Here is a 24,695-nt window from a genome sequence, read left to right as displayed (position 1 = left end):
GGCTCAAGCCGCCCCTGGCTTCGAGGTCAATCGGGAATGCGCAGCACCTGGCCGGGATAGATGCGGTCCGGGCTCTTGAGCATGGGCTGGTTGGCTTTGAAGATCTTCTGAAACTGGCCGGCGTCGCCATAGACGGCCCTGGCAATGCCCCCGAGGGTGTCGCCCGACTTCACCGTGACGAAGCGCGGCTGCGGCTCTGGCGTACCGCCACTACTGCCGCCACTCCCACTCCCACTCCCACTCCCACTCCCACTCCCACCGCCGCCGACGGTGATCTGGTCATCGACCTGCTCGATGCCCTTGATGTTGCCCAGCGCCAGCAGGATCTTTTCCTTCTCCTCCTGGCTGGCCACCTGGCCGCTGACCACGACCTTGCGGTCGCCCTCCACGCTGATCTGGACGTTGGGATTGCCCAGGCCGACGTTCTCGATGTGCTTTTTCAAGTCATCGGCGTGAGCCCGGCCCGGTGTCAGAAAATCGAGAACGCTCTCGCCTGCATCTTTAACGAAATCGAAGAGTCCCATGGTTGCACCTCCTTGCGGTCCGATTCGTGCCCGCACAACAACGATAGTTGCCGCCCCTGCGCGCGGCAGGCCTTCCGACCAGCGTCAGGGCCTATGAATGTCGGGACGAGTGCGTAGAATCGAGCCCCTGAATGCCCCCATCCGGAGTGACGATGGATATCAAGCAGTTGAAGTTCCTGATTGCCCTCGACGAGACCCGGCACTTCGGCCAGGCGGCAGCGCGCTGCAACATCACCCAGCCGACCCTGTCGATGCGCCTGCGCAATCTGGAGCAGGAGCTGGGGCTGGAACTGGTCAAGCGCGGCCAGCGCTTCGAGGGTTTCACCGCACCGGGCGAGCGTATCCTGGCCTGGGCACGCACGGTGCTGTCGGCCTACGACGGCCTGCAGGCCGAGGCCGCCGTGTGCCGGGGGCATCTGGTGGGTACGCTGCGCCTGGGCGTGGTGCCGCTGTCGAGCTTCGACCCGCTGCCGCTGCTGCAGCGCCTGCACCAGTTGCATCCGCACCTGCAATTCGAGCTGTCGTCGCTCAGTTCCGAACAGATCCTCGACCAGCTGTCGAGCAACCGCCTGGACCTGGGCGTGTCCTACCTTGAGCGCCTCGACGAGCAACGCTTCGAGACCTTGCCGCTGGGCGAGACGCGCATGGGCCTGCTCTACGACGTGCGGCACTTTCAGTTCGGCGAGCAAGCACTGGGCTGGGCCGACCTGATCGACCTGCCGCTGGGCCTGCTGACCGGCGGCATGCATTTTCGTCAGTCCATCGACCACAACTTCCAGAGCCGTGGCCTGCAGCCGCAGCCGCTGTTGCAGACCGACGCGGTGCATCAGTTGCTGCAGGCGGTACGCGGCGGCCTGTGCTGCGCGATCATGCCGCTGGAAGGCGGCCTGGAACAGCTGGGCGATTCCCTGCACCTGCACCCCATCGAAGATGCCCGAACCCTGGCCAGTCTGGGGCTGATCATGCGCCGTGGCGCACCGCGCTCGACCCTTGCAGAGGTGTGCTTCGAGCTGCTGGCGACGGATGCCTGAAGCGCGTCGACAAGGCAGAAATCGACCTGCCGTGCATTGATCGACGTCATCTATCGCAGCATCGGAACTAGCGATTAGACGGATTCCGACAACCGGCCTAGGCTTAGAGCTATCAATCTGCCGGTATACCAACCCATGCACGCCAAGCGCACGGTCGGCGCGGCGTCAGTTCCCGATGCTTCCGCGCTCGGCGCCAGCCAGTCCTATCAGTACTCGAACCTCGAGGGCAGCGCAGCGGCCGAAACCGCGCTGGCCGAAGAAGTCGCCCTGGCCATCGCCTACAACGGCATCAGCCAGGCGGTGATGCTGGTCAGCCCCAGCGACCTGGAAGACTTCATCGTCGGTTTCAGCCTGGGCAGCGGCATCATCGCTTCGCCTGACGAAATCTACGACTTCCGCTTGAGCGGCTGCGGCTCGTCGATGCAAGCCGAGGTCGAAATCGCCAGCCGCGCCTTCTGGGCACTCAAGGAACATCGCCGGCAACTGACCGGCACCACCGGCTGCGGCCTGTGCGGGGTCGAAGCGGTGGAACAGGCCCTGCCGGAACTTCAGGTATTGCCCGCCACCGCCCTGCCGCCGGCCCATTGGCTCGACGGCCTGCGCCAGCGCATCAGCGACTTCCAGCCCCTGGGCCGGCACAGCGGCGCCGTGCATGCCGCCTTGTTCATGAACGACCAGGGCGAACTGCTGCTCAGCCGTGAAGACATCGGCCGGCACAACGCCCTGGACAAACTCATTGGTGCGCTGGTGCGCCAGGGCATTCCCCTGGCCGGTGGCGTGGCCGTGGTCACCAGCCGCTGCAGCCTGGAGCTGATCCAGAAAGCCCTGCGCGCCGGCCTGCAGACCCTGGTCAGCCTGTCCGCACCCACCGGCCTGGCCCTGCAATGGGCGCGCCGCCACAACCTCAACCTGATTCACCTGCCGCAGCACAGTGCGCCGCGGGTCTACAGCCCTGCGATGGAGAACCGATCGTGACTCATCATCAAGCCGACAAGACACCGACTCCCCGTTACAAACCGTACAAGGGCCCGGCCGGCGGATGGGGCGCACTGATCAGCGTGACCCAGGCCTGGCTGGGCAGCGACAACGCCCTGAAGAACCTGCGTGCGATGCTCAAGACCAACCAGAACGGCGGTTTCGACTGCCCCGGTTGCGCCTGGGGCGACTCGCCGGAAAGCGGCATGGTCAAGTTCTGCGAGAACGGCGCCAAGGCGGTCAACTGGGAAGCCACCAAGCGTCGCGTCGACCCGGCGTTCTTCGCGCGCTACAGCGTCAGCTGGCTGCTCGAACAGAGCGACTACTGGCTCGAGTACCAGGGCCGCCTGACCGAGCCGATGGTCTACGACCGCGAATCGGACCGCTACAAGCCCATTGCCTGGGACGACGCCTTCGCGCTGATCGCCAAGCACCTCAACGCCCTGCCCGACCCGAACATGGCCGAGTTCTACACCTCGGGCCGGGCCAGCAACGAAGCGGCGTTCCTCTACCAGCTGTTCGTGCGTGCCTACGGCACCAACAACTTCCCCGACTGCTCGAACATGTGCCACGAAGCCAGTGGCGTGGCGCTGTCGCAAAGCGTGGGGGTGGGCAAGGGCACGGTGACCTTCGACGACTTCGAACACGCCGACGCCATCTTCGTCTGGGGCCAGAACCCCGGCACCAACCACCCGCGCATGCTCGACCCGCTGCGTGACGCGGTGAAACGTGGCGCCCAGGTGGTGGTCATCAACCCGCTCAAGGAGCGCGGCCTGGAACGCTTCCAGCACCCGCAGCACCCGGTGGAGATGCTCACCAACAGCGACAAGCCGACCAACACCGCGTACTTCCGCCCGGCGCTGGGCGGCGACATGGCAGTGCTGCGCGGCATGGCCAAGTTCCTGCGCCAGTGGGAGCGTGACGCCCAGGCCAGCAACAGCGAGCCGGTGTTCGACCACGCCTTCCTCAACGAGCACACCGATGGCCTGCTGGACTACCTGGCGGCGGTGGACGACACCTCGTGGGAGACCATCATCGAGCAGTCCGGCCTGCCGATCGGCGAGATCGAGCGCGCCGCGCGCATGTACGCCAAGGGCAAGAACGTCATCATGTGCTGGGCCATGGGCATCACCCAGCACCGTCACTCGGTGGCGACCATCCAGGAAATCGCCAACCTCATGCTGCTGCGCGGCAACATCGGCAAACCGGGCGCAGGCCTGTGCCCGGTGCGTGGCCACAGCAACGTGCAGGGCGACCGCACCATGGGCATCAACGAGCGGCCGCCGAAGTTCCTCCTCGACACCCTGGAGCAGCGCTTCAAGTTCAAGGTGCCACGTGACAATGGCCACAACGTGGTCGAGGCGATCCACGCCATGGCCGAAGGTCGCTCCAAGGTGTTCATCGCCCTGGGCGGCAACTTCGCCCAGGCCACACCGGACAGCCCGCGCACCGCTGCGGCACTGAAAAACTGCGACCTCACCGTGCAGGTCAGCACCAAGCTCAACCGCAGCCACCTGATGCACGGCAAAGAAGCGCTGATCCTGCCGTGCTACGGGCGTACCGACGTCGACCAGCAGGCCGGCGGCGCACAGGCAGTCACCGTGGAAGACTCGTTCAGCATGGTGCACGCCTCGTTCGGCCAGTTGCAGCCGCTGTCCAGGCAGATGCGTTCCGAGCCGGCCATCGTCGCCGGTATCGCCCACGCCACCCTGGGCAACAAGCCGGTGGACTGGCTGTGGCTGGTGGAAGACTACAGCCGTATCCGCAGCCTGATCGCCGACACCATTCCCGGCTTCAAGGACTTCAACCAGCGCCTGGAGCAGCCAGGCGGCTTCTACCTGGGCAACTCGGCCGGTTCGCGGCGCTGGAACACCGCTTCGGAACGCGCCAACTTCAAGGCCAACCTGCTGCCTGGCAGCCTGATCGACGAGCGCATGCTGGCCTCGGGGCAGAAGCCTGACCTGATCCTGCAGTCGATGCGTTCCCACGACCAGTACAACACCACCATCTACGGCCTGGACGACCGCTACCGGGGCGTGAAGGGTCAGCGCGAGGTGGTGTTTGCCAACGAGGCGGACATCATGCGCCTGGGCTTCCAGCCGGGTCAGAAGGTCGACCTGGTCTCGCTGTGGGGCGACGGGCTGGAGCGTCGGGTCAAGGGCTTCACCCTGCTGGCCTTCGACATTCCGGCCGGTCAGGCGGCGGCCTACTACCCCGAGGTCAACCCGCTGGTACCGCTGGAAAGCGTCGGCGCCGGCAGCCATACCCCGACCTCGAAGTTCATCGCCGTGCGCCTTGAACGCGCCAGCGAAACCGCACGCATCGCCTGACGCGCGCAACAGATCATTCAGGCAAAACAATAACGGCGCCCAAGGGCGCCGTTATGCTATTTAAAATTGAAAGTTCACTTGCCGAACGGGAAATATATATTTAAAAATATTTCCAACCACCCCGAAGATGATTGATACTTCTGCTTGAAAACGGCTGCAATGGCCGGCCCTACGGGCCTGAACGCTGCGAATCAAGTAGCATGAGACTCAGCAATCAACACTAAGTTCCCCAGCCAAAACAATAACTTGGCGATTGTTGAAACAATCGTGTTATTCGTCGGATTGGCGTTGCCTGAATAAAAAGTTAATTGCACGATCGCGCCGTCATCCCTATGAGATTCCCCACATGAAGTTCTCCTCGGTTCTTTTGTTGTCTCTTTCTCTCGTGACCGGTTCCGCCTTGGCGGGCAACCTGGAAGCGGGCGTTGGCGGAGCATTGGGCGGAGTGCTTGGCTCAGTCGTCGGCCAACAGGTTGGCGGTAATACCGGTGCGGCCATTGGTGCCGGCCTGGGTGGTGCCGCCGGTGGCGCAGTCGGTGCCGACCGTCGTAACCGTACCGAAGCGGCGATTGGCGGCGGCCTGGGTGCCGCCGGCGGCAACGTGATCGGCCGCAGCGTGGGCGGCAACACCGGCAGCCTGATCGGTGCGGCGGCCGGCGGCGGCGCCGGTGGCGCACTGGGCAACTACATGGGTAACGAGAGTCGTGACGACGACCGTCGCTACCGTGGCGGCCGTGACCATCGCGAATACCGTCATGGCCATGGCCCGCGCAAACACGGTCATTACAAGCATGACCGCCACTGGCGTCATCGCTGATCCCTACCGCTGCATACGCTGCAGGACACGGGCCGCTCATCGAGCGGCCCGTTTGCATTCAGGACGGCTGTAAACCCTTCAGGGCGACGCGCAATGGGTCGGGAATGACGACCGGCTGGCCGGTCTGGCGGTCGACCAGCACCTGCACGATACGTCCTACCGCACAGGGCTCCGGCTCATCGACGCGAAATACCGCCAGCTCGAACTCCACCGTGCTGCCACTGAGCCGGGTAACCCTCAGGCCGACTTCGACGACTGCGGGATAGCTCAGCGAACTGAAGTAATCACAGGCCGAGCTGACCACCCACGCCACGCACGGCCCTTCGTGGAGATCGACCCCACCACGCTCGACCAGCCAGGCATTCACGGTGCTGTCGAAGAAACTGTAGTAGGCGGCGCTGTGGACATGCCCCCGCAGGTCGTTGTCCTGCCAGCGCAGGGTGACCGGTTGGACGTAGGGGTAGTCGCTGTATTGGGGTAGATCGGCAGGCATGGCGGCAGGCTCGCAGCGTCGGGAAAGTGGCCTACGTTACAGAAACAGCCCGGTACGCCGATACGCTGGCCATCACTCATCACGCTGCAGGCCAGCCTCGCGAAAGCCCATGGCCCTGCACCCCTGGAGTCGGAATGGAATCCCAGCGCCCATCCAAGACGGACGACGGCGTCATCCGCATCAATCGCCTGACACCGGGCCACGTGGATATCGTGCTGGGCAGCCACCCCGGCAAGGCATTGCCACGCCCGGTACGCCCGCAGCGCCCCTACGCCATGATCCTGCTGTGCGGCCTGCTGGCCTTGCTCAGTCTATGTCTGCTGCTGTCGCAACTGCGCCGCCACGCCGCCGACATCGCCCCGCCACCCAAGACACAGGCGCCCGAATCGTCCGCCGCAAAGCCCAGCGAGCCGTCACCGGCGCAATGACTCGGCAAAGTCAAAAATGAGAATCAATTTCATATATAGCCAATGTCTTACACGCCGAATGGCGATTTGGCTATTTGAAATACCCTGACGAATCTCTACTATTGGATCCAATCCACTGACACGCAGGGAGCGCGTCAGGATCAGGGACGATCAACCATTTGCCTGGATGCTACCGACAGGGAGTTGGATGGTTTTGGATACCCAAACCCGCTTCGGCGGGTTTTTTCATGCCTGCAGAAAAATGCCCGTATGCCCGGGCGACGAGCGGTGCACGCGAATAGCCAAAGGCTTACACACAGTCGGGGGCAATGGCCATTTTCCGACTGCTAAAGCATGCCTATGATTGGATCCAACCACTGGTGAACAGGACGTTCGCCAGGATCAGGGACGATCGACCATGCCAGGATGCTGCTGACAGGGAGTTGGAATGGTCTTGGCACAAACCCGCTTCGGCGGGTTTTTTATTGCCCGCGCTCCGGTGGTGCCGGCTCCTCTGCCGCCATCTCGCCCTGCCCGGCCTCCCGCTGCTGCAGGAAATGCCGGGCATTGGCCGCGTTGAGGTAGGTCACCACCAGCAGCATCAGCTCCTCAGGCTTGAGGGCCTTGTTGTCACGGCAGAACTGCACCAGCGTCAGGTCCAGCATGCGTTTTTTTTCCAGCACCCGTACACAGGGCCTGAAGAACGAGCGAAAACGGGTCTGCGGCAGTGGCGCGTGATCTTCGATCAGGAACTGCAAACTGGGCGCCGGCTTCATCACCAGGTTGAAATCGGCGATATCACGGATCGGCACGGGCTTTTCCAGGTTGGCGAATACCAGGTGCTCGGGCGTTAGCAGCAAGGCCGTTTCATGGGCACGCCGCACCAAACGAATCGACAACGGCAACATCATCAAGCCCAGGCTGGCCAGTACGCCGCCCACCGCCCACAGGGTGCCCCGCACGTCGGCGGTGCGCTCCGGCGACATCCACGGCAGCACCAGCAACAGCATGCCCGCCGCTGCCACCATGATGAAGGTGAAGCCAGTGGCCACGCCCCGCACGCGCCCGCCTTCATGCAGAGGCACATCGCCGCTGACCTGACCGACATCCTCCTGCAACTGGCGGATGATCTCCGCGTCCTGCTCCACGAAATGCCCCAGGCAGTCCTGGCCCAGGCGCATACAGAGTGCCTGCGGGTCGCTGAAGAAGGCTTCCAGCGCCTCACAGGCCTGCGCCGCGTCGATGGGCCGGGTGCCTCGGTTCACCGCCTCGGCGGCGTCGACCTGCAAGGCCGCCAGGCGTTCGCCGTTGGACGGGTGGGTGTCGGAAGGGTGCGGCAGCTGCACGGCCATCTCTTCAGCTGGCAGCACCAGGGGGCTCTGTGCCAGCTCACGGATCAGGCACACCGGCAGCGGGTCGCGGTGTCCGCCCTCATCGGGTTCTTCGATGGCCTGGCGAATGTGCTCGTTGATACGTTCCACCAGCAACGGCTCAAGCACCGAAATGCGCACCAGCGCCGAGGCCGCCGCCAGATTGCCGCCCAACCGCGCACCGGCGCTATCGGCCGCCAGCTCGCGCACGCGGTTCCAGTGATGCACCGAATGGTCGAAGCGCTCCATGAAATACACGCCCAGCATCAACGCGGGGCGCAGGATCGCGCGTTGCAGCGGGTCGCCCTGCAGCATGTGCCCGGCCAGCACCTCCAGGCTGCGCCCGATGCCGTCGTAGATGGGCAGGAAGCGCAGGCTGTACTCGGTGTCTTCGCCGACGAAATGCCCCAGTTCATGGCCGATCACCGCGCTGATCTCATCGCTGTCGAGCAGCCCCAGGTAAGTCACCGGCACGTGCAGGGTGCGCCCGGACAGCAGGGCGTCTTCGGGCTGCAGCTGCACGTCGCTGGAAGTGACGTAGAAGCCTTCGGCGATGCCCAGCACGATATGCTGCGGCGGCAAGGCGCCAAGGCGTTCGGCCAGGGTCTCGACGAAGCGCCACAGTCCCGGTGCCTGCTCGCGGCTGACACTGCGCCCCAGCACCGTCAGCGGCACGGGCTCGAACAGGTGCAGCATCAGGTGCAGTTGCCGGGCCACGCGCCACAGCGAATACAAGCAACCGAGCGCCGCCAGGCCAGCGATGAACAGCAGCTTGGACTCGCCGGAGGACATGCGCCCGGCATGCCACATGCCCAGCCCCTCGAAGGCGAAGATCGCCGCCATCACCGTGCCCATGGCCAGCACGTGGCCCACCAGCACGAAGGGCAGGCGCTTGCGCACCTGGCTGAAACTCTCCAGCAAACGGTCGCGCGAGCGCTGCGCCCGGGCCGCTGCCTGGCGCAGGTCCAGCAGCCCGGCCAGTCCGATCAGCATGGCCAGCAGGCTGAGGCTGACCACCGTGACGGCCAGCCCATGGCGAACGCGGTCTACGGTATGCAGGGCGCCCATCTCGTCGGCCACCTTCTCGGCACGCTGCAGCGCCAGCGAAACCGGAATGCGTTCTTCACCCACCTCGACCATCTGCATACCGGGCTGTTTTTCCGCCTGCCGCAGGGTCGGTAGGATCTCGGTGATGAACACCTGCAAGTCGGCGTTTTCCTGCTGGGTGGCGACACTGCGCTGCAACTCCCAGGCACCGAACAGGGCCATGCCCAAGGGCAGCAGAATCAACAGGGCAACCAGCTTGAGCGACTTCATGGGACAGGCTTCCGGAAATTGGCGAATCAGGGGTGACGCTGCGGTAAGCGGCTAGCGGCCGCGCTTGTTCTTGCGCAGCTCATTGCGCTGGCCACGCACCTGCACCATCGCCACGAGCATCGCCCGGTAGCGCTGGCTGTTGATCACCAGCAGGCTGCACAGCGGCAGCAGCAGGCCCAACACGTAAATCGCCTGGGGCATGCGCCGGCCCCAATGGCCCAGCACCACCAGCATGCACACCAGCAACGCGGTGACGATCAGCCACACCGCCCAGGGGCGGCCGCGAATCACCAGGAAGTTGGCGATGCACAGGTACAGCGCCATTCCCAGGTTGGCCGCCATCAGGTACGCCGGGTAGTCCTGCAAGGCCGGCGGGTACAGCTCGAAAAGCAGGATCAAGGTCAGCGTCAGGGCGAACAGCGCCAGCAGGAAGGCGCTGATGAACACCGGGAAGTGCCGGCGCAGTATCGTCAGGAAATCCAGGCCCTGGTTCACTCTTCGAGTTCCTCGTACAAGCCGATGGCGTAGGTCTGCACCATGTTGCTGCCCACCAGGCCGAAGCCAACGCTGAAGGCGTCCTTGATGTTGACCGCCAGGGCCGAGGAAATCTCGCGGGCCGGCATGCGCTTGGGCAGTTCACCGGTACGCTGCAGGGCCTTGCGCATGGCCGGGGTCAGGGCCGGGTTGCGGTTTTCCAGAATCTCGTTGGTCAGCCGACGGCGCTCCTGGCGGTTGAGTCCCTTGAGGCTCTGGAACCAACTGCGCCCGGTCATTGCCTTGCGCATGGTCATCACCTTGGCGATGGTCGCCCCTGTGGCCCCCACGCCGGCCAGCGAGACGATATCCAGGGCCTTGGAGACGTTCTGGTACCACTCTTCGCTGTCCAGCTCGTCATTGCGCTCCGGGTGGTTGATCTCGTTGACCACCCGCGCCATGCCGATACCGCACTGCGCGGTGCCCGCCGCCGTAGCGGCCAGGCCGACGCCGGCGATGAACAGGCTGGCACCACCGGTGAAGGGCACGATGGCCGTGCCACCGATCACCGCGATCCAGCCCAGCACCGCACCGGCGCAAGACAGCGAAGTGTTGACGCTTTCGGCCAGCAACCGTGACTCGCGCGGGTTGGTCTTGACCTGTTGGGCGAACTGCTGCGGCGAGATGTTGCGCTGCGCCTCACGAATGATGATGCGCTTGGGCTTGATGCTGCAGATCGGCCGGAACTCGCGCAGCGTCACCACGTTGAAGTCGGCATCGATGTACACCACGCCCGCGCCGGAGACGGCCGGGTCGGCATCGATGGCCGCGAAAAGCTTGCGCGTGTCGACCCGGCTCTCGATGTTCAGCCGGGCGAGGTTCTGCGCAGGGGTGTTGCGTAATCCGATCAGGTAATCGGCCATGGGTCCTCCGTAAAGGGTGTCACGGTCGGCGTCGGTGCCTCGCTCCAGAAGAACCGGGGCAAGGCACCGACGCGCCGCGTGCTCAGCGGGTCAGCCCTTGGTCATCAGACGTTCGGGCAAGGCACCGGGGCCCAGTCACCCACGTCGGGGTTCTTGCACATGCTGTTGACCTGGGTCTGGCCGGCCGCAGCGACCTGCTTGCTTTCGTCCTGCTTGGTCTTCGCGGTCTGCAGCGACTTCTCGGTGCCCACGGCTTCCTTCGGCACGTCAGGCAGCTTGGCCTTGGCGGTCTTCTTCACCGGCGGTTTCTTGGTACCGGTCGAAGTGGTCACCACCGGCGAGTCGGCCTGCGCGACCACTGCCACGTCGTTGCGCTTCACGCCGACCTGCTGCAGGTCTTTCTCGTAGGCCTGGGTGTAGTTGTTCAGGTCTTCGCTGGCGCGGCCATTGACGGCGACGATCAGGTCGTTGGATTCCTTCAGGCCGGCGACGATTTCTGCCAGACGCTTGCGGCCTTCAGTGTCGTTGATGGTGTTGGCCTTGCGCGCGCTGACCAGGCTGGCGAACTCGCGCTGGTAGCACGACTGCGAGGCCTTGGCGTAGGCGGTGCTGCGGTCGATGTCGGCCGAGCTCTTGTCGATGTCGCTGGCGTAGGAGGCGATGCGCTGCTTGTCATCGGCGATCTGCTTCTGGCGCTCGGTGTAGTAGCCCGCTGCACCACCGACCAGCGCGCCACCGGCGGCGCCGATGGCGGCGTTGCGGCCACGCTTGGAGGAGTCGCCGGTGAAGGCGCCGGCCAGGGCACCACCGACCGCCCCGATCGCCGCACCGGTGACCACCGAGTGGGTCATGTCCGAGTCGGTCTGGCGCAGGTGTTGTACCGGCTCATAGCAGCTCGGGTAGTACTCGACCTTGGTGGTGGCGCCGACCTTGGAAACCGGCGAATTGGCGCAACCGGTCAGCAGGACAGCGCCGAAACCGGCGGTGGCCAGCAACAGGGTGCGGCTCTTGGCTAACGCTTCGAGGGGTTTACGAGACAAAAACATGGCTGCGTTCTCTTCTTGAGGGTTGAGTAGCCCGATACGGCCCCTGCCGCCGGGGTGTTGCTATACATGCCGGTCGCGGCCCGTCACTGGGTACTGGCTGCGGCGAGCAATTGCTTGAGAATCTCCTGCGGGTCGGCGCGCTGGTTCTTGCGGTATTCGCCGATATGGCGCACGAACAAGGTGGCGCGGTTGACCAGGCTCTTGCCGATCACCGGCTTGCGATTGAGTTCTTCCCTGACCCGCTGGAACTGCGCCTGGATCACCGCATCGGTGTAGCGCGTGCCGGTGGCCAGGTTGTCGATGTAGATCGCCACCGCGCCGTCCAGGGCGCTGCGCCCGTTGGCGATGGCCGCGCCAAACATGCCGGCGCTGGCCTGGTCCTTGGCGGCCTCGGCCTGCTTCTGGCTTTTCTCCAGGTTGGTCAGGCGGATGTTGTAGTTATTGATGGTCTCGGCCACCAAAGCGGCAGACTGGATCAGGTTGCCGGCCGCCTCTTCGCGCTGCATGGCGATCAGCGCCACGTTGCGCTTGAGTTCCTCGTTGACCAGTCCCAGCTCGGCCTGCAGGCGCGGGTCGGCAGTGGTGCCGATGAGGCTGTCGAGGCGCTTGGTGGGGTCGCTGACCGCGTCGATGTCATCGGTCAGCGCGGCCAGGCGACCGTCCTTTTCCCATTGTTCGAACAGTTCCTTGTAGCGCGAGCGCGGCGCCGACAGCGCACCCAGCGCCACCCGGAAGCCGGTGGTCTCGTTGCGCTGCTCGGTGCCGTCGGCGGCGAACAGCGGGTATTCGCGGCGCATGCCGGTGAACAGCGTGCCCTCGCCTTCCAGGTAGTTGCCGCCCTTGGCCACGAAGCCGCCATAGGTGCCCTGGCGCCGCCCGGCATGGACCAGCTGGAACGACTCCTGGACCATCTCGGCGGCGTTGCCGATCACGTCGAACATACCGATGGGGTTGGGCAGCTTGGTGCCGATGGGCATCAACCGTGCGGCCTGGCCGGTGCCACCGGCGACCTGGTTGAACACCGCCCAGTCGGCCAATGGGCCATCGCTCTCGGCACCTTCCACGCGGCGCGGGAACAACCGCCCCTCCAGCTCCTGGCGGCTGACCGCCTGGCCGCCACGGGCGGCGAACTCCCACTCCACTTCGGTGGGCAGGCGCACGAAACCGACGCCGCCGTCTTCACTGTCCTTGCTGCGCCCGCTGATCGGCAGCAGGTCGCGGTGGTACTTCATCAGCCAGGCGCTGTACACCGCCGCGAAGCGTTCGGCCTCGAAGCGCGACAGCTTGACCTTGGGCAGGCGCCCGGCCATGCCCTCCTGGGCTTCGCAGGCCGGTGCCGGCTCGCCGCTGGCCAGCGACTGCGCCTGGGACATCACCTGGTCGTACTGGCGCTGGGTGACTTCGTACTTGCCGATGAAATACATCATCGGCTTGAGCGGTGTGCTCTTGTCGGTCTTGGGCAACAGCGGGGCGATGGTCTTGCGCCAGGCCGGCGCCAGGTCGTCGACGGTGAACTGGCCGTTGATGAAGTCGCGTCGGTAGCCGGAGATGAACGACTGCTTGTAGCCCGGCTCACCCTCACTGAACGGGTAGCCCAGGCTGATCTCGCGGTCGTCGAGGCTGCCGGAGGCCAGGATGTACACATAGCGCATGACCATTTCGCCGCCGCACGGCAGCGGCAGGCTGACGTCATCGGGCAGCGGCTTGGGGTTGTCCAGCTTGTTCTCGACTTCCTCGGCCTGCACGCCGAGGGCAGCCAGGCACAACGCTGCGATGGCCAGCGCCCGGGGGGCCCTGCGCAACTCAAACATCTCTGATTCCTTCCGAAGCTTGGATTCGCGACACCCGCCAGCCGCCCAGGGCCGCCGCGAAGGCACTGGCACCCAGCACGGCCAGCAGGGCCACGAGGTAATGACGAGGCAGCAGGTGGCTGGCGTACTCGCCGGCCACCTGCACGAACAGACGATTCAGGCCCAGCTCGGCCAGCGCATACAGCAGCGCGCCAAGGCCGGCGGCGAGCACGCCGCTGTACAGCGCCTGGAGCATCACGAACAGCAGCAGCGCGCCGGTGCCGAAGCCCAGCAGGCGCAGCACCGACAGCTCGCGGCGCTTGCGCTCGATGGCCGCCAGGGTGCCGGCGAAGATCGCTGCGCAGGCGCCGGCCATGGCCAAGGCGGCGATGACCCAGAACACGATGGTCAGGTTGCGGCTCAGCGACTGCACCTGAGCGATGGCCTGGGCCTGGGTCGCCACCAGCACGCCGCTGTCGGCGAAATGCCGGCGCAGCGGCTCGACATCGTCCAGGCCACGGGCGTACAGGCGAAACGCCGGGTAGACCCGCAGCGCCTGGTCGCCGCGCGCTTCGCCCGGCCAGCCCAGTGCCGGCACTTCGCGGCCATCACGGTAATCTTCGGCGGCCTCCAGCAGGGCCAGGCTGGAGAACAGCGCATCGCGCTGGAAAGCCTGCAACGGCAGCACCCCGGCCACCTGCGCCCGCAGGCGCCGGGCCTCGACGCGCCCGGCGACCTGGCGGGTGAAGGCCACTTCCAGCCAATCGCCAGGGCGCGCCTGCAGTTTCTCGGCAGCGGTCTGACTGAGCAGCAGGCGCTCCAGGCCATCCGGTGCCGACAGCGCGCCCAGCAGCGGGTCGCCGGACGCCGTGGGGATCATCTCGACATTCAGGGGCTGCGCCTGACCGGGTCGGCTGAGGTCGGCGGTGGCGGCGATCTGCCGGGTGCGCGGCACGGCGAAGGCGACGTCGGCGCGGCTGCCCAGCGCATCGATGGCCGCCGCACTGAAGCGTCCGCCGCCCAGGGGAATGATCTCGCGCACCGCCGGGTCCTGCTCCAGGCGCTCGGTGAGGCTGCCGATCAGGCCGAACTTGAGGCCGAACAGCACCAGCAGCGGCGCGATCACTGCCACCAGCGCCAGCACGCTGCACGCCGACAGACGACTGTCGGCGCGGTAATCCTGCCAGGCCATGCCGGCCACCAGTGCCAGGCTCATGCCGCCCACTCCCCGACCATCGCGGTCACCCCGCCGTCTTCATCCCGCCGGCATTCGATGCGCAGCACCTTCAGGCCCGACTGGCGAGCCAGTTGTTCGTCATGGGTCGCGATGACACAGCAGGCGCGCTGCTGCCGCGCCTGACGCAGCAGCAACTGCATGACCCGCCCGGCGTTCAGCGGGTCCAGCGCTGCGGTCGGCTCGTCGGCCAGCAACAGTTGCGGGCCGTGGGCCAGGGCCCGTGCGCAGCTGACCCGCTGGCGCTGGCCGACCGACAACGCGGCGGGCTTCTTGCCCAACTGGTCGGCGATTTCCAGCTGTTCAGCGAGACGTTCCACAGTGCCATCACGGCTCAGACCCAACAGACGGCGCGACAGTTCGATGTTGCCGCGCACATCCAGGTAACCGAGCAAACCTCCGGTCTGCAGCACATAGCCCAGGTGCCGGCTGCGCAAGGCGGCGAGCTGGTCCTGGCGGTCGTCACGCCACAGCCGGCCGATGTCGAACTCACCCTGGCCCGTGGCGAAGTCGAAGCGCTGCGCGTGGTCCGGCGCCAACACCAGGGCCAGCAGATCCAGCAGGGTGCTCTTGCCACAGCCACTGGGGCCTACCAGTGCACAGTGCTGGTCGCGCTGCAGCTCCAGGCGCGGAATCACCAGGCTGTAGCGCTGGCTGCCGCTGCCGCGCGTCTTGCGCACATCTCGCAGGCTGAGCATCACGGCAGGGTCGACAGCGGCACGCGGTACAACGCATCACCCGGCTCGGCATCGCCGAACCGGACCCAGTTGGCCAGGTCGTTGTGGAAGGTCTCGTACAAGCGGATCTTCGACTCCAGCTCGTCGATGAAGTCCTCCTGCTCGGCGACGCTCAGCGACAGCCACAGGTCCTGGGTCATGTTCAGCGACTTGCTGCGGTACGGCAGCCCCTCCAGGTATTCGCCGAGCACGCCGCCGGCGGCCAGGTTGCCGCCGTTGCGCAGGGCCTGCGGGTCGCGGCTCATGTAGGCACTGGCGCTGGCGATTTCCTGGAAGAAATCCTTGGGCGAGGTGCGCGTCTTGCGCGCCGCATCGACGATCAGCTTCAACGACTGCTGCAGGTCGTTGAGCTGCAGCTTGGTGAGCATCACGCAGACCTGGAAAGCCGGCAGCGTCGGGTTGGTGAGGTCGCGGTCGGCGGCCCAGGCGCTGACCAGCTGCGGTGCCTGGCTGGCGCTCTTGCGGCCCAGGAAATCCATGTGCATGGCGTAACCCACCGCTGCCGACTTCTCGCTCAGGCTCGGCGCCTTGGCCAGCAGCGGCACCGGCTGCGGCTGGTTGCTGCGCACCTGGTGGACCAGGTCGGCGAACACCGTGCCGATTTCGCCGATGCGCTCGCCGAACTGGCGCACATCGCCACCGGGCACCGGCACGTAGAGGTCGCCGATGCGCGGGTTGGCGTCGGCGGTCAGCACGCGGTACTGCTGTTCGGCGGAAGCGTGGTTGTTCTTGCCGGCGTCGGTGCGCAGGTGCAGGGCGTAGATCTTGATCTGCTTGGCCAGCGCCGCCTGGCGCACTTCCGCCTCGTTCATGTGGGTGCCGCTGAGCGGGTCACTCTTGCGCAGCGCGCCGGCATCGCTGACCAGCAGGATCAGGCGCCCGCCGTAGTCGGACCAGTCCATGCCGTCCACTGCCTGCATGATGCCGGAGAAGGCGTCTTCGTTGAACGAGTGGCTGGACACCGAGGTGGCCTTGACCTGCCGCGCCAGCTCCAGGAAACGCTGCGGGTCGCGACCCTGGTCGAGGGTCACCAGGGTCTTGGTCAGGTACTGCAGGCCGGGGGTCTTGCTGGTGTTGTTGCGAAAGCCCACCAGGCCGAAGCTGACGCTGTCCAGTTCGCCGCGCTGGGCGATCTTCTCCTGCAGCTGGTGCACCACCTCGCGCACCTGATCGATGTACGGCTGCATCGACACCGAGGTGTCCACCACCAGCACCACGGCGGTGCGGAAGGCATTGGCGCTGGCCACCGCGCGCGGCTGATCGCCGCCGGTCTTCTGCGGCAGGTTGCCCGGGTCGATGGAGGCGATGTTGAGCAGCTGCACCGGCTGCCCGTCTTCGTCGAAGCTCTCTTTCGAATCGAAGATCGGCAGCAGGTAGAACTGGTCTTGCGGCACGGCGCTGGCCGCCGGTTCCAGGGCCAGCACCTGGCTGTTGTCCTGGCCGTCGTTCTGCGCCTGCATCAGCAGTTTGCGCGCCGCTACCGGGTCGGCCGCCAGCTGTTCGAGCTTGCCGGGGTCGCGCAGGAACATCACCGGCGAACGGCCGGAGCGTTCGGTGAACTTCAGCACCAGGCTTTGCTTCCAGTCGGCGACCTGATCACCGGGCAGCCAGCCTTCGCTGCGCCCATCGCTGCCGGGGCCGACGCGCAGCCACGACTGGCCCGCCACTTCCTGGCGCTCATACACGTACAACACCGAGAAGGCCGGCAGAACAGCGCCCGGCGCGGCGCCGGGTTCACTGGCATAGCGCGCCCCCGGCTTGCTCAGCACGCGCTGATAAAGGGTCTTCTTGTCGGCCATCAGCAACGGCTTGCCGCTGTCGCTGGCGGCCTGCTGCACGGCGGGCGTGCTGGGAGTTGCGTTGCGGGCGGGCGGCTGCGGATCAGCGGGGGGCGGCGTGGCCGGGGTGCTGGCGGCCATTTCCGGCGTCGCGGGCTTGTCGTGGCCGAGCAGCAGGTAGGCGCCTGCGCCAATCCCCAGGGCAGCGGCAATCGCCAGCGCCAGCAGACCCATGGCCGGTTTGCGCGGCGCCGCTGGCGGCGCTGGCGTCGGCTTGTCGAGGCTTGGCGCAGGCCGGGGCGGCGGCGTGGGCCCAGCGGCCGGTGGCGGCCCCTTGGGAATATCGATGGACACCGGCGTCAGGCCCGCCAGGTCATCGGCGGGCGGCGGTGCCGGTTCTGCCGCCGCGGCTTCGCCGACCGGCATGGGCAGCGGGCGGAACAGCGTACGGTCGCTATCGCCCTGGGCCAGTTCGTCGAGCGCCGCGACCAGGGCCTGGGCATTGCTGAAGCGTTCGGCAGGGTCCTTGGCCAGCAGGCGCGCCAGGATGTCCTGGTAGCGACCATGCTGTACCGGCAGTTCAGGCAGCGGCTCGGTAAGGTGGGCCAGGGCCGTGGACAGCGCATCCGGGCCGCTGTACGGCAGGCGCCCGGCGAGAATTTCATAGAGCACCACACCCAGCGCATACAGGTCGGCGCGGCCGTCGATGTCCTGGCCGCGCGCCTGTTCAGGGCTCATGTAGCTGGGCGTACCCACCGCGAAGCCGGCCTGGGTGAACTGGGTGCGGTCGTCCAGCGACTTGGCGATGCCGAAGTCCGACAGCACCGCCGTGCCGTCGGCGCGGAACAGGATGTTGGCCGGCTTGACGTCACGGTGCACCAGCCCCTGGGCATGGGCATAGCCCAGCGCCGTGGCGATCTGGCGGATGTACACCAGGCCCTGCTCGTCGGAGAGCCCGGTCGCGATGCGCTCTTTCAGCGTGCCGTTGGGCAGGAACTCCATGGCCATGTAGTACAGCGACCCGACATTGCCGATGTCGTGGATGGTCGCGATATGTGGGTGGGCCAGGCGCGCCAGGGTGCGCCCTTCGCGCAGGAAGCGCTCGCAGAAGCTGGGGTCGTCGGCCAGGCTGGCGGCCATGACCTTGAGCGCCACCTTGCGCTCCAGCGAGCGCTGGATCGCCAGGTACACGGTGGCCATCGCGCCTTCGCCGATCTCCCCTTCGATGTCGAATCCTGGAATCTGTAGGTCCATGTGGCGGGTCTCAACTGGCCTTGACGACGATGGCGGTGATGTTGTCCGGCGCGCCGCGGGTCAGCCCCAGGTGCACCAGGCTGCGGACCACTTCGTAGGGATCGGGGTGGCCGAGCACGTCACGGATCTCGTGATCCTCGGCAGTCTTGTTCAGGCCGTCGCTGCACAGCAGGTAGGTGTCGCCGGCCTGAATGCGCAGCGGCACCCGCGACAGCTCCAGGCGCTCTTCGACACCGATGGCGCGGGTGACGATGTTGCCGCGCGGGTGGACGCGGGCCTGGGCCTCGCTGAGCAGGCCGCTGTCGACCAGGTCCTGCACGTAGCTGTGGTCGTGCGACAGGCTTTCCAGCACGCCGTCGCGCAGGCGGTACAGGCGGCTGTCACCGGCCCACAGGCAGGCGCCCTCGGCGTCACGTACCGCCAGCAGCACCACGGTGCTGCCCATCATCTTCACGCCACGGCGCAGGGTTTCTTCGCGCACTTCGTGGTTGATGTCTTCCAGACGCTGGCGCAGGGCATCGATGTATACGCCCAGGGCCGAGAGCGGCGGCACGCCGCGCAGGGCATCGACGATCAGGCTGCTGACATAGTCGCCGGCCGCGTGGCCACCCATGCCGTCGGCCACCACCCACAGCCCGCGCTCGGCCAGGGCCAGGCAGGCGTCTTCGTTGAGCGAGCGGACCATGCCGGTATGGCTGTAGCTGGCCGATTGGAAGGTCACAGACATCAGGCCATGCCCTCCAGCCCCAGCAGGGCACGGGCGAAGTCGCTGGCCGCCGGCAGGCCGGGGCAGCGCCACAGGCCAGGACGTACCTGTTCGTTGCCGCGTCCCCACCACAGGCTCGACCCGGCATAGCCGTTCTCTACCAGCGCGGCCAGGCGCGCCGGGGCACTGCTGGCATCGAAACGCTGCAGGCTGGCGTCTACCTCGGTGGCCACACAAGGCTCGGTGGCCGGCACGGCAAGGGTTTGCAGGCCGGCTTCGAAGGCCTCGAAGCGGCTATCGGCTTCCAGGCTGTCGAGCATCAGCGCTTCGGCCTGCTCGAACCACAGGTCGTCGTGCAGCCAGGGGCTCAGCGAGCTGCCGCTGGGCAGGGCCACGGCGACGGTCAGCGGGAAATAGCGCCCTACCCGGTCGATGCTCGGCATCAGCACCCCGGCCACGGCGTGCGGCCCGCAGATACCGGGCGCCAGTACGAAGCGCCACAACGGGCTGACCAGGTAGGCCTGCAGCCAGGCCTCGCCGAGTTGCTGGCGGCTGGTGGTCATTCCGGCGGCCAGCCACTGGTCCCAGGGCTGGATGAAGGATTGTGGCAAGCCACGGCTGACGAAATCGCCACGGCTGGCCAGTTTTCCGTAGAAGCCGACCTCTGTCATAACCGCTCCGGCAGGTTGAAACCGCTCAGCACACGGCTCTTGAAAGGGTTGAAGGCGCTGTTGGCGCGCAGCTCGTAGGCGATGCTCGCGCCATCCACGCGCAGGCGCAGGTTGAAACGGTCCGGCGCGTTGCCGGGGGTCAGGTCCGATTGCTCCAGCAGGCGGAACCAGGCCCAGGGGCCGTCGAGGGTCACGCCGGAGCGGCCACTGGCCGAGGGCGGGCTGATCGACAGGCGCACCACGCCGATGCTGCCGGGGTTGGGCCATTGCATGGCCACCGGGCGGCTGGGGCCGTGGTCGTAGCTGATCTGCTGGCCGTCGAGGTCGAGCAGGAACTGGCTGATCGAGGCATCCATGGCCACCGGCTTGAGTTCGAAGCGCACCACCGGCTGGGTGCCACCGGCGCGGAAGAACGCATCGCGAATGGCGCTGGCGCGCTGGAAGGTCTGCAGCACACCGGCGTTGATGCCCAGCTTCTGCGCCGCGCCCGGCTGCCAGCGCCAGGGGTTGGTGGAGGTGTCCACGTAGGGCTGCAGGTAGCGGCGGAAGTAGTTGTCCATCACCCCGCCGACACCGAAGAACATGCCGAAGTCATCCAGGGTCGCATCCCGCGCACTGCCTGAGGCCAACGGGTAGCGGCCACTGAGCGACTGGCGCCAGACATTGACCACTTCGCTGGTCCAGGCCGCGTTGAGCTGGTTGCGCACGCCACCCATCATGGTGTTGGTGGTGGAGTTGACCACCGACTTGACCAGCCCGCGCACCACCGCCGGCTGGCGCTCGGCGTTGAGGTTGACGCGGTTGGCGGCCGCGCTGGTCTGGTTCTTGGCCTCGCCCAGCAGCGCATCGCCGCTGGCGCCGACCATGGCGCTGACCTGCACGTACAGGGCGTTCATGTCGGCCAGCAGGCCGTCGATGGCCGCCGGCTGATTGTCGCCATGCCCGACCAGGCGGCGGATTTCGGCGAAATGCGCACTCACCGGGTCTTCGCTGGCCGCCTGCGCGGGGGCATTGCTGGCCTGCTGCTCCTGGCCCAGCAGGCTGCCCAGGCGCTGCTTGAGCTGGTCTACGCCGCCTTCGACCTGCTTGCCCTGGGCGGCCAGCAGGCGCTCTTCGCTCTGCAGGTCGGTTTCCTTGGCCACCGCTTCGAGCAGCTTCTTCAGCGGCGAATCGGGACCGGAGATCACCCGCAGCACATCGGCGGCCTGGGCCACGCTGGTGATGGGCACGAAGTCGATGTCGGCCAGCAACGCATCCCACTCGCGCAGGAAGTCCTGGAAGTACAGACGGCGCACTTCGCCGGCCAGGTTGGCGACGTCGAGTACGCCGTTATCGGCATTGCCCAGCACCCACTGCTCTTCGGCCAGGGTGCCGGCCTGGCTGAGGCTGGCGCGCAGGAAACCTTCGCGGTAACCCTTGACGGTGAACAGGCCGCTGAGTGGCTCGTTCAGCGGTTTGCCGCTCTTGCGGCTGAACACCAGCGCGGCGTCGCGGCCAGCCGCCTCGTTGAGGCGAAAGTCACTGACCCCGGCGGGCAGCTTCTGGCGCTTGACCCGGTCGTAGACGCGCTGCGCCACCGGCAGACGCTGCAGCTGGCGGCGCAGATCGTCGATCAGACCCTGGTCCAGACGCGCCTTGGGTGGCTGGCGTTCGAACAGCGCCTGCAGATGCCCGGCCAGGGCCTGGCGCTGCTGCGCTGGCAGGTCGCGCGGCAGGCTGCGTTCCCAATCCAGGCTGATCCAGGCCTTGATGAAGTCGGCGTCGTAATGCTCCGGGTCGGCAAGCATCAGGTAGGCCTTCAGACCTTCGTAGAGGTAGTCGGAGGAACCACCGGAACGCAGCTGCTCTTCGATACGGCTGACCAGGCGCGGCGCGAACACCGCGATCAGCAGCTTGCGGTACACACTGGCCGACTCGGCTTCGAGCATGTCGCCCTGGTACAGGCCCAGACCTTCGGACCAGCCCGGCGGGTCGCCAGCCAGGTTACGCACCGCGTCGAGCAGCGGCAGCACGGCGAGCACGTCGCGCTGCGCCGGGCTGAGGCTCTGCACCTGCTGGCCCAGTGGGGCGACCTTGCCGTCGACCTGGGCAATGTACTGCTGGTTGGCGCGGTAGCTGACCCACCACAGCGAGGCCACGCTGACCACCACCAGCACGGTGGCCGCCAGCACGCCACGGGCGATCCACTTGCGGCGCCGCTCGACCTTGGGGTCGGCGCTCATCAGGCCCTGCTCGGCAAAGGCCACGGCAGTGAACAGCTTCTCGATGAAGTAGCTGCGCCCGGTGCCGTTCTGCCGCGCCAGGTGCTGACGGTCCAGGCCCATGCTCTGCGCCATCACGCCGATCAGGCGATCCACCGGGCTGCCTTCCTGGGTGCCGCTGGTGAAGTACACGCCGCGCAACAGCGGGCGGGTTTCATAGGGGTTGGGCTTGAACACGCCTTCCAGCAATTCCTGAAGGGCCTGGCGCAGCGCGCCGAACTGCTGCGGGAAGCCGTAGATCAGGTCGCGCCGGGCCGGGTCGCGCTCCTGTTGCAGGCGCTCGACCAGGCGCTCGTTGAGACGCTGTTCCAGTGCCGCGAACTCGGCGGTGAAGTCCTGCAACGGGCCGGCGGCGCTCTTTCCGTCGTCCAGGGCGAAGGTAGTGCCCCACACCTGGGCGCGTTCTTCCTTGCTCAGGGCATCGAAGAACTCCATGAAGCCCGGCAGCAGGTCGAGTTTGGTGAGCATCAGGTAGATCGGGAAGCGCACGCCCAGCTGGTCGTGCAGTTCCTGGATACGGCTGCGGATCGCCACCGCGTGGGCGGCGCGCTCGGCTTCGCTGCATTGCAGCAGGTCGGCCAGACTGATGGCGATGAAGGCGCCATCGATGGGCCGACGCGGCCGCTGGGTCTTGAGCAGGTCGAGAAAGCCCAGCCAGGCGGCCTTGTCGACCTGTGCATGGCTGTCCTGGGTGGTGTAGCGCCCGGCGGTGTCGAGCAACACGGCGCGGTCGGTGAACCACCAGTCGCAGTTGCGCGTACCGCCCACGCCCCGAATGGCGCCGCTGCCCATCTGCGCCGCGAGCGGGAAGTCCAGCCCGGAGTTGATCAGCGCGGTGGTCTTGCCCGAACCGGGCGGGCCGATGATCACGTACCACGGCAGTTCGTACAGGTTGCGCCGCTGGTCACCGCCCAGGCGCGCCTTCTTCAGCAGCGCCAGGGCCTCGTCCATGCGCTGGCGCAGGGTGGCCAGCTCTTCGGCAGTGGCCACGCTGGCCGGGTCGGGTGCGGTTTCGGCGGCCAGGCCTTCGATGACCCGCGCAGCCGCGCGACGGGTCTGGATGATGCGGTACACCCGCCAGCCGATCCAGGCCGCCCAGAGCAGGACGATCAGCGCCCAGCGGCGACCTTCGGGCACCAGCGCATCGAGCAGCGGGCCGACGAACCAGACGATCAGGCTCAGGGCCAGCAGGCCCAGTACCGGCACCACCCAGCGAATGACAAACCCCAGAAACGCCTTCACTCGACGCCCTCCGCCAATACAGTGATTTCAACCCGGCGATTCTTCGCCCGTCCTTCGGCGGTGGCGTTGGACGCCACCGGCTCGGTGTCGCTGCGGCCTTCGGCAGTGAAACGCTGCGGCTGGCCGGTACGCGCAGCCAGAATCTGCAGCACCTGCTCGGCACGGGCCTGGGACAATGCCCAGTTGGACGGGAAGCGCAGGGTGGCAATGGGGCGGTTGTCGCTGTGCCCGGTGATGCGTACCTGGCCCTTGACCTTGCTCACCGCCTCGGCGATGCGCAGCATCAGTGGCTGGTAGGCGTCGACGATGCTGGCGCTACCCGAGGCGAACAGCTCGTCGCCGCGGATGGTCACCACCGAGCGGTCCACGGCGTCTTCCACCGCGACCTTGCCGGCGCGGATTTCGTCAGCCAGGAAACCGGCCAGGCGCGGCCGCTCGACCACCTTGGGCTGCACCACCGGGCGATCGATGGCCTGCACCGGAATGTCGCCCAGGGCATGAATGCGCTTGAACACCGGCTCGGCGTCGCTGGCCAGCATGGCGCGCAACACGAACAGCAGCAGCAACAGCAACGCCGCGCCAATCGCCACGCCCACCCACGGCGGCATGAACTGCGAGAGCCGGTCACGGGCCAGTACCAGGCCGCGCCAGCGCGGCGAAAGCGCCTGCTCGCGCTCGCCACGGGCACTGCGAATGGCGGCGGCGGTACGCTCGCGCAACGCCTCCAGCTGGCTGCGACCATTGTTCATGACCCGGTAGCGGCCTTCGAAGCCCAGGCTCATGCACAGGTACAGCAGCTCCAGCAGGTACAGCCGCTCGCGCGGTGTCTGCAGGCAGTGTTCGAGCAACTGGAAGGCCTTTTCGCCGCCCCAGGCTTCGTTGTGCACGGTAATCAGCAGGCTCTGCTTGCCCCACTCGCTGGCACTGCCCCACGGGGTGCTCATCACCGCCTCGTCCAGTGCGGTACACAGCACATAGCGCGCCAGCAGGACGTCGTTGCGCGCCACGCCGGCAGCATCGGCGCGCTCTTCGAACTGCCGCAACTGGGCGAGCAATTGGGCGCGCAGACTGGCCGGCGCCGGGTGAGCGATGGTGTTGCGCAGGCGGGTCAGCAGCGCCAGCAAGGGCCCGGCGGCGGCTTCCAGGGGGTTGAGGCCTTCGCCCTGCCCCGGCGTCAGCACCGGCCCACGCACTTCGGCAGCCGGCTGCGGCTGGGCGGCAGCGGGGGCCGCCGGGCGCCCGCCCGGGCGTGGCATGAACTGCGTACGGTCGTTGGCGGGGTTGCCGCCGGATGGATCGTCAGTGGGGTGCATCG

Annotated in this window: 19 protein-coding genes; 5 read left to right on the top strand and 14 right to left on the bottom strand. The window is 66.7% G+C overall.

What is annotated here, in order from left to right; all coding sequences use genetic code 11:
- Window positions 1-26: 26 nt before the first annotated feature.
- On the bottom strand, window positions 27-524 hold the full coding sequence (locus QZ497_RS06475) for a LysM and BON domain-containing protein (protein WP_295472351.1): 498 nt from the start codon (window positions 522-524) through the stop codon (window positions 27-29).
- Between the two features lie 152 nt (window positions 525-676).
- Here QZ497_RS06475 and QZ497_RS06470 point away from each other — a divergent pair, with 152 nt between their 5' ends.
- From QZ497_RS06470 to QZ497_RS06455, 4 genes are all read left to right on the top strand, one after another.
- Window positions 677-1,555 (top strand): LysR family transcriptional regulator, encoded by an 879-nt coding sequence (locus tag QZ497_RS06470; protein ID WP_295472349.1) that lies wholly within the window; start codon window positions 677-679, stop codon window positions 1,553-1,555.
- A gap of 135 nt (window positions 1,556-1,690) precedes the next feature.
- A complete protein-coding gene (gene fdhD / locus QZ497_RS06465) occupies window positions 1,691-2,530 on the top strand; it encodes a formate dehydrogenase accessory sulfurtransferase FdhD (protein WP_295472348.1) in 840 nt (279 codons plus the stop codon).
- On the top strand, window positions 2,524-4,860 hold the full coding sequence (locus QZ497_RS06460) for an FdhF/YdeP family oxidoreductase (RefSeq protein WP_295472443.1): 2,337 nt from the start codon (window positions 2,524-2,526) through the stop codon (window positions 4,858-4,860). The genes fdhD and QZ497_RS06460 overlap by 7 nt, the downstream gene beginning before the upstream one ends.
- Before the next feature lie 346 nt (window positions 4,861-5,206).
- On the top strand, window positions 5,207-5,677 hold the full coding sequence (locus QZ497_RS06455) for a YMGG-like glycine zipper-containing protein (RefSeq protein ID WP_295472346.1): 471 nt from the start codon (window positions 5,207-5,209) through the stop codon (window positions 5,675-5,677).
- A 58-nt stretch (window positions 5,678-5,735) separates the two neighbouring features.
- Here QZ497_RS06455 and QZ497_RS06450 read toward each other — a convergent pair whose 3' ends face one another.
- The gene (locus tag QZ497_RS06450) at window positions 5,736-6,170 is read right to left on the bottom strand and encodes a thioesterase family protein (RefSeq protein WP_295472344.1); all 435 of its coding nucleotides are present in this window, start codon (window positions 6,168-6,170) and stop codon (window positions 5,736-5,738) included.
- A gap of 134 nt (window positions 6,171-6,304) precedes the next feature.
- Here QZ497_RS06450 and QZ497_RS06445 point away from each other — a divergent pair, with 134 nt between their 5' ends.
- Window positions 6,305-6,598 carry a hypothetical protein gene (locus QZ497_RS06445; RefSeq protein ID WP_295472343.1) on the top strand — a complete coding sequence of 98 codons (294 nt, stop codon included), beginning with the start codon at window positions 6,305-6,307 and terminating at the stop codon, window positions 6,596-6,598.
- A 461-nt stretch (window positions 6,599-7,059) separates the two neighbouring features.
- Here the strand turns inward: QZ497_RS06445 and QZ497_RS06440 are convergent, their stop codons facing one another.
- The 12 genes from QZ497_RS06440 to QZ497_RS06385 all read right to left on the bottom strand — a co-directional run bounded on the left by QZ497_RS06440 (window position 7,060) and on the right by QZ497_RS06385 (window position 24,693).
- Complete coding sequence (locus QZ497_RS06440; protein ID WP_295472341.1) at window positions 7,060-9,264, bottom strand: M48 family metallopeptidase; 2,205 nt, start codon at window positions 9,262-9,264, stop codon at window positions 7,060-7,062.
- 51 nt (window positions 9,265-9,315) lie between these two features.
- Entirely contained in the window at window positions 9,316-9,759 is a 444-nt protein-coding gene (locus QZ497_RS06435; protein ID WP_295472339.1) for a hypothetical protein, read from the bottom strand.
- On the bottom strand, window positions 9,756-10,661 hold the full coding sequence (locus tag QZ497_RS06430; RefSeq protein ID WP_295472338.1) for an NAD synthetase: 906 nt from the start codon (window positions 10,659-10,661) through the stop codon (window positions 9,756-9,758). The genes QZ497_RS06435 and QZ497_RS06430 overlap by 4 nt, the downstream gene beginning before the upstream one ends.
- Before the next feature lie 104 nt (window positions 10,662-10,765).
- On the bottom strand, window positions 10,766-11,707 hold the full coding sequence (gene tagQ, locus QZ497_RS06425) for a type VI secretion system-associated lipoprotein TagQ (RefSeq protein WP_295472337.1): 942 nt from the start codon (window positions 11,705-11,707) through the stop codon (window positions 10,766-10,768).
- Between the two features lie 83 nt (window positions 11,708-11,790).
- Window positions 11,791-13,518 carry an SUMF1/EgtB/PvdO family nonheme iron enzyme gene (locus QZ497_RS06420; RefSeq protein ID WP_295472335.1) on the bottom strand — a complete coding sequence of 576 codons (1,728 nt, stop codon included), beginning with the start codon at window positions 13,516-13,518 and terminating at the stop codon, window positions 11,791-11,793.
- Window positions 13,511-14,713, bottom strand: a complete 1,203-nt coding sequence (locus tag QZ497_RS06415; protein WP_295472333.1) for an ABC transporter permease — start codon at window positions 14,711-14,713, stop codon at window positions 13,511-13,513. The genes QZ497_RS06420 and QZ497_RS06415 overlap by 8 nt, the downstream gene beginning before the upstream one ends.
- Window positions 14,710-15,429 carry an ABC transporter ATP-binding protein gene (locus QZ497_RS06410; RefSeq protein WP_295472331.1) on the bottom strand — a complete coding sequence of 240 codons (720 nt, stop codon included), beginning with the start codon at window positions 15,427-15,429 and terminating at the stop codon, window positions 14,710-14,712. Before QZ497_RS06410 ends, QZ497_RS06415 begins: the two co-directional genes overlap by 4 nt.
- On the bottom strand, window positions 15,429-18,500 hold the full coding sequence (locus QZ497_RS06405; RefSeq protein WP_295472329.1) for a serine/threonine-protein kinase: 3,072 nt from the start codon (window positions 18,498-18,500) through the stop codon (window positions 15,429-15,431). Before QZ497_RS06405 ends, QZ497_RS06410 begins: the two co-directional genes overlap by 1 nt.
- A 10-nt stretch (window positions 18,501-18,510) precedes the next feature.
- The gene (locus QZ497_RS06400; protein WP_295472327.1) at window positions 18,511-19,227 is read right to left on the bottom strand and encodes a protein phosphatase 2C domain-containing protein; all 717 of its coding nucleotides are present in this window, start codon (window positions 19,225-19,227) and stop codon (window positions 18,511-18,513) included.
- Window positions 19,227-19,877 (bottom strand): type VI secretion system-associated protein TagF, encoded by a 651-nt coding sequence (gene tagF / locus QZ497_RS06395; protein ID WP_295472325.1) that lies wholly within the window; start codon window positions 19,875-19,877, stop codon window positions 19,227-19,229. The genes QZ497_RS06400 and tagF overlap by 1 nt, the downstream gene beginning before the upstream one ends.
- The gene (gene tssM, locus QZ497_RS06390) at window positions 19,874-23,380 is read right to left on the bottom strand and encodes a type VI secretion system membrane subunit TssM (RefSeq protein ID WP_295472324.1); all 3,507 of its coding nucleotides are present in this window, start codon (window positions 23,378-23,380) and stop codon (window positions 19,874-19,876) included. Before tssM ends, tagF begins: the two co-directional genes overlap by 4 nt.
- Window positions 23,377-24,693 (bottom strand): DotU family type VI secretion system protein, encoded by a 1,317-nt coding sequence (locus QZ497_RS06385; protein ID WP_295472323.1) that lies wholly within the window; start codon window positions 24,691-24,693, stop codon window positions 23,377-23,379. The genes tssM and QZ497_RS06385 overlap by 4 nt, the downstream gene beginning before the upstream one ends.
- Window positions 24,694-24,695 lie beyond the last annotated feature (2 nt).

This window comes from uncultured Pseudomonas sp., assembly GCF_913777995.1.
Classification (GTDB): Bacteria; Pseudomonadota; Gammaproteobacteria; order Pseudomonadales; family Pseudomonadaceae; genus Aquipseudomonas.
The sequence above is the reverse complement of the archived record's forward strand: the minus strand, read 5'-3'. Positions and strand labels throughout refer to the sequence as shown.

What these genes read in the sequence shown, in the direction of transcription:
- tagQ (WP_295472337.1), bottom strand. Translation starts at nt 11,707, where the DNA reads ATGTTTTTGTCTCGTAAACCCCTCGAAGCGTTAGCCAAGAGCCGCACC.
- QZ497_RS06415 (WP_295472333.1), bottom strand. Translation starts at nt 14,713, where the DNA reads ATGAGCCTGGCACTGGTGGCCGGCATGGCCTGGCAGGATTACCGCGCC.
- QZ497_RS06420 (WP_295472335.1), bottom strand. Translation starts at nt 13,518, where the DNA reads ATGTTTGAGTTGCGCAGGGCCCCCCGGGCGCTGGCCATCGCAGCGTTG.
- QZ497_RS06475 (WP_295472351.1), bottom strand. Translation starts at nt 524, where the DNA reads ATGGGACTCTTCGATTTCGTTAAAGATGCAGGCGAGAGCGTTCTCGAT.
- fdhD (WP_295472348.1), top strand. Translation starts at nt 1,691, where the DNA reads ATGCACGCCAAGCGCACGGTCGGCGCGGCGTCAGTTCCCGATGCTTCC.
- QZ497_RS06430 (WP_295472338.1), bottom strand. Translation starts at nt 10,661, where the DNA reads ATGGCCGATTACCTGATCGGATTACGCAACACCCCTGCGCAGAACCTC.
- QZ497_RS06400 (WP_295472327.1), bottom strand. Translation starts at nt 19,227, where the DNA reads ATGTCTGTGACCTTCCAATCGGCCAGCTACAGCCATACCGGCATGGTC.
- QZ497_RS06405 (WP_295472329.1), bottom strand. Translation starts at nt 18,500, where the DNA reads ATGGACCTACAGATTCCAGGATTCGACATCGAAGGGGAGATCGGCGAA.
- QZ497_RS06410 (WP_295472331.1), bottom strand. Translation starts at nt 15,429, where the DNA reads ATGCTCAGCCTGCGAGATGTGCGCAAGACGCGCGGCAGCGGCAGCCAG.
- QZ497_RS06455 (WP_295472346.1), top strand. Translation starts at nt 5,207, where the DNA reads ATGAAGTTCTCCTCGGTTCTTTTGTTGTCTCTTTCTCTCGTGACCGGT.
- QZ497_RS06445 (WP_295472343.1), top strand. Translation starts at nt 6,305, where the DNA reads ATGGAATCCCAGCGCCCATCCAAGACGGACGACGGCGTCATCCGCATC.
- tagF (WP_295472325.1), bottom strand. Translation starts at nt 19,877, where the DNA reads ATGACAGAGGTCGGCTTCTACGGAAAACTGGCCAGCCGTGGCGATTTC.
- QZ497_RS06440 (WP_295472341.1), bottom strand. Translation starts at nt 9,264, where the DNA reads ATGAAGTCGCTCAAGCTGGTTGCCCTGTTGATTCTGCTGCCCTTGGGC.
- QZ497_RS06385 (WP_295472323.1), bottom strand. Translation starts at nt 24,693, where the DNA reads ATGCACCCCACTGACGATCCATCCGGCGGCAACCCCGCCAACGACCGT.
- QZ497_RS06470 (WP_295472349.1), top strand. Translation starts at nt 677, where the DNA reads ATGGATATCAAGCAGTTGAAGTTCCTGATTGCCCTCGACGAGACCCGG.
- QZ497_RS06450 (WP_295472344.1), bottom strand. Translation starts at nt 6,170, where the DNA reads ATGCCTGCCGATCTACCCCAATACAGCGACTACCCCTACGTCCAACCG.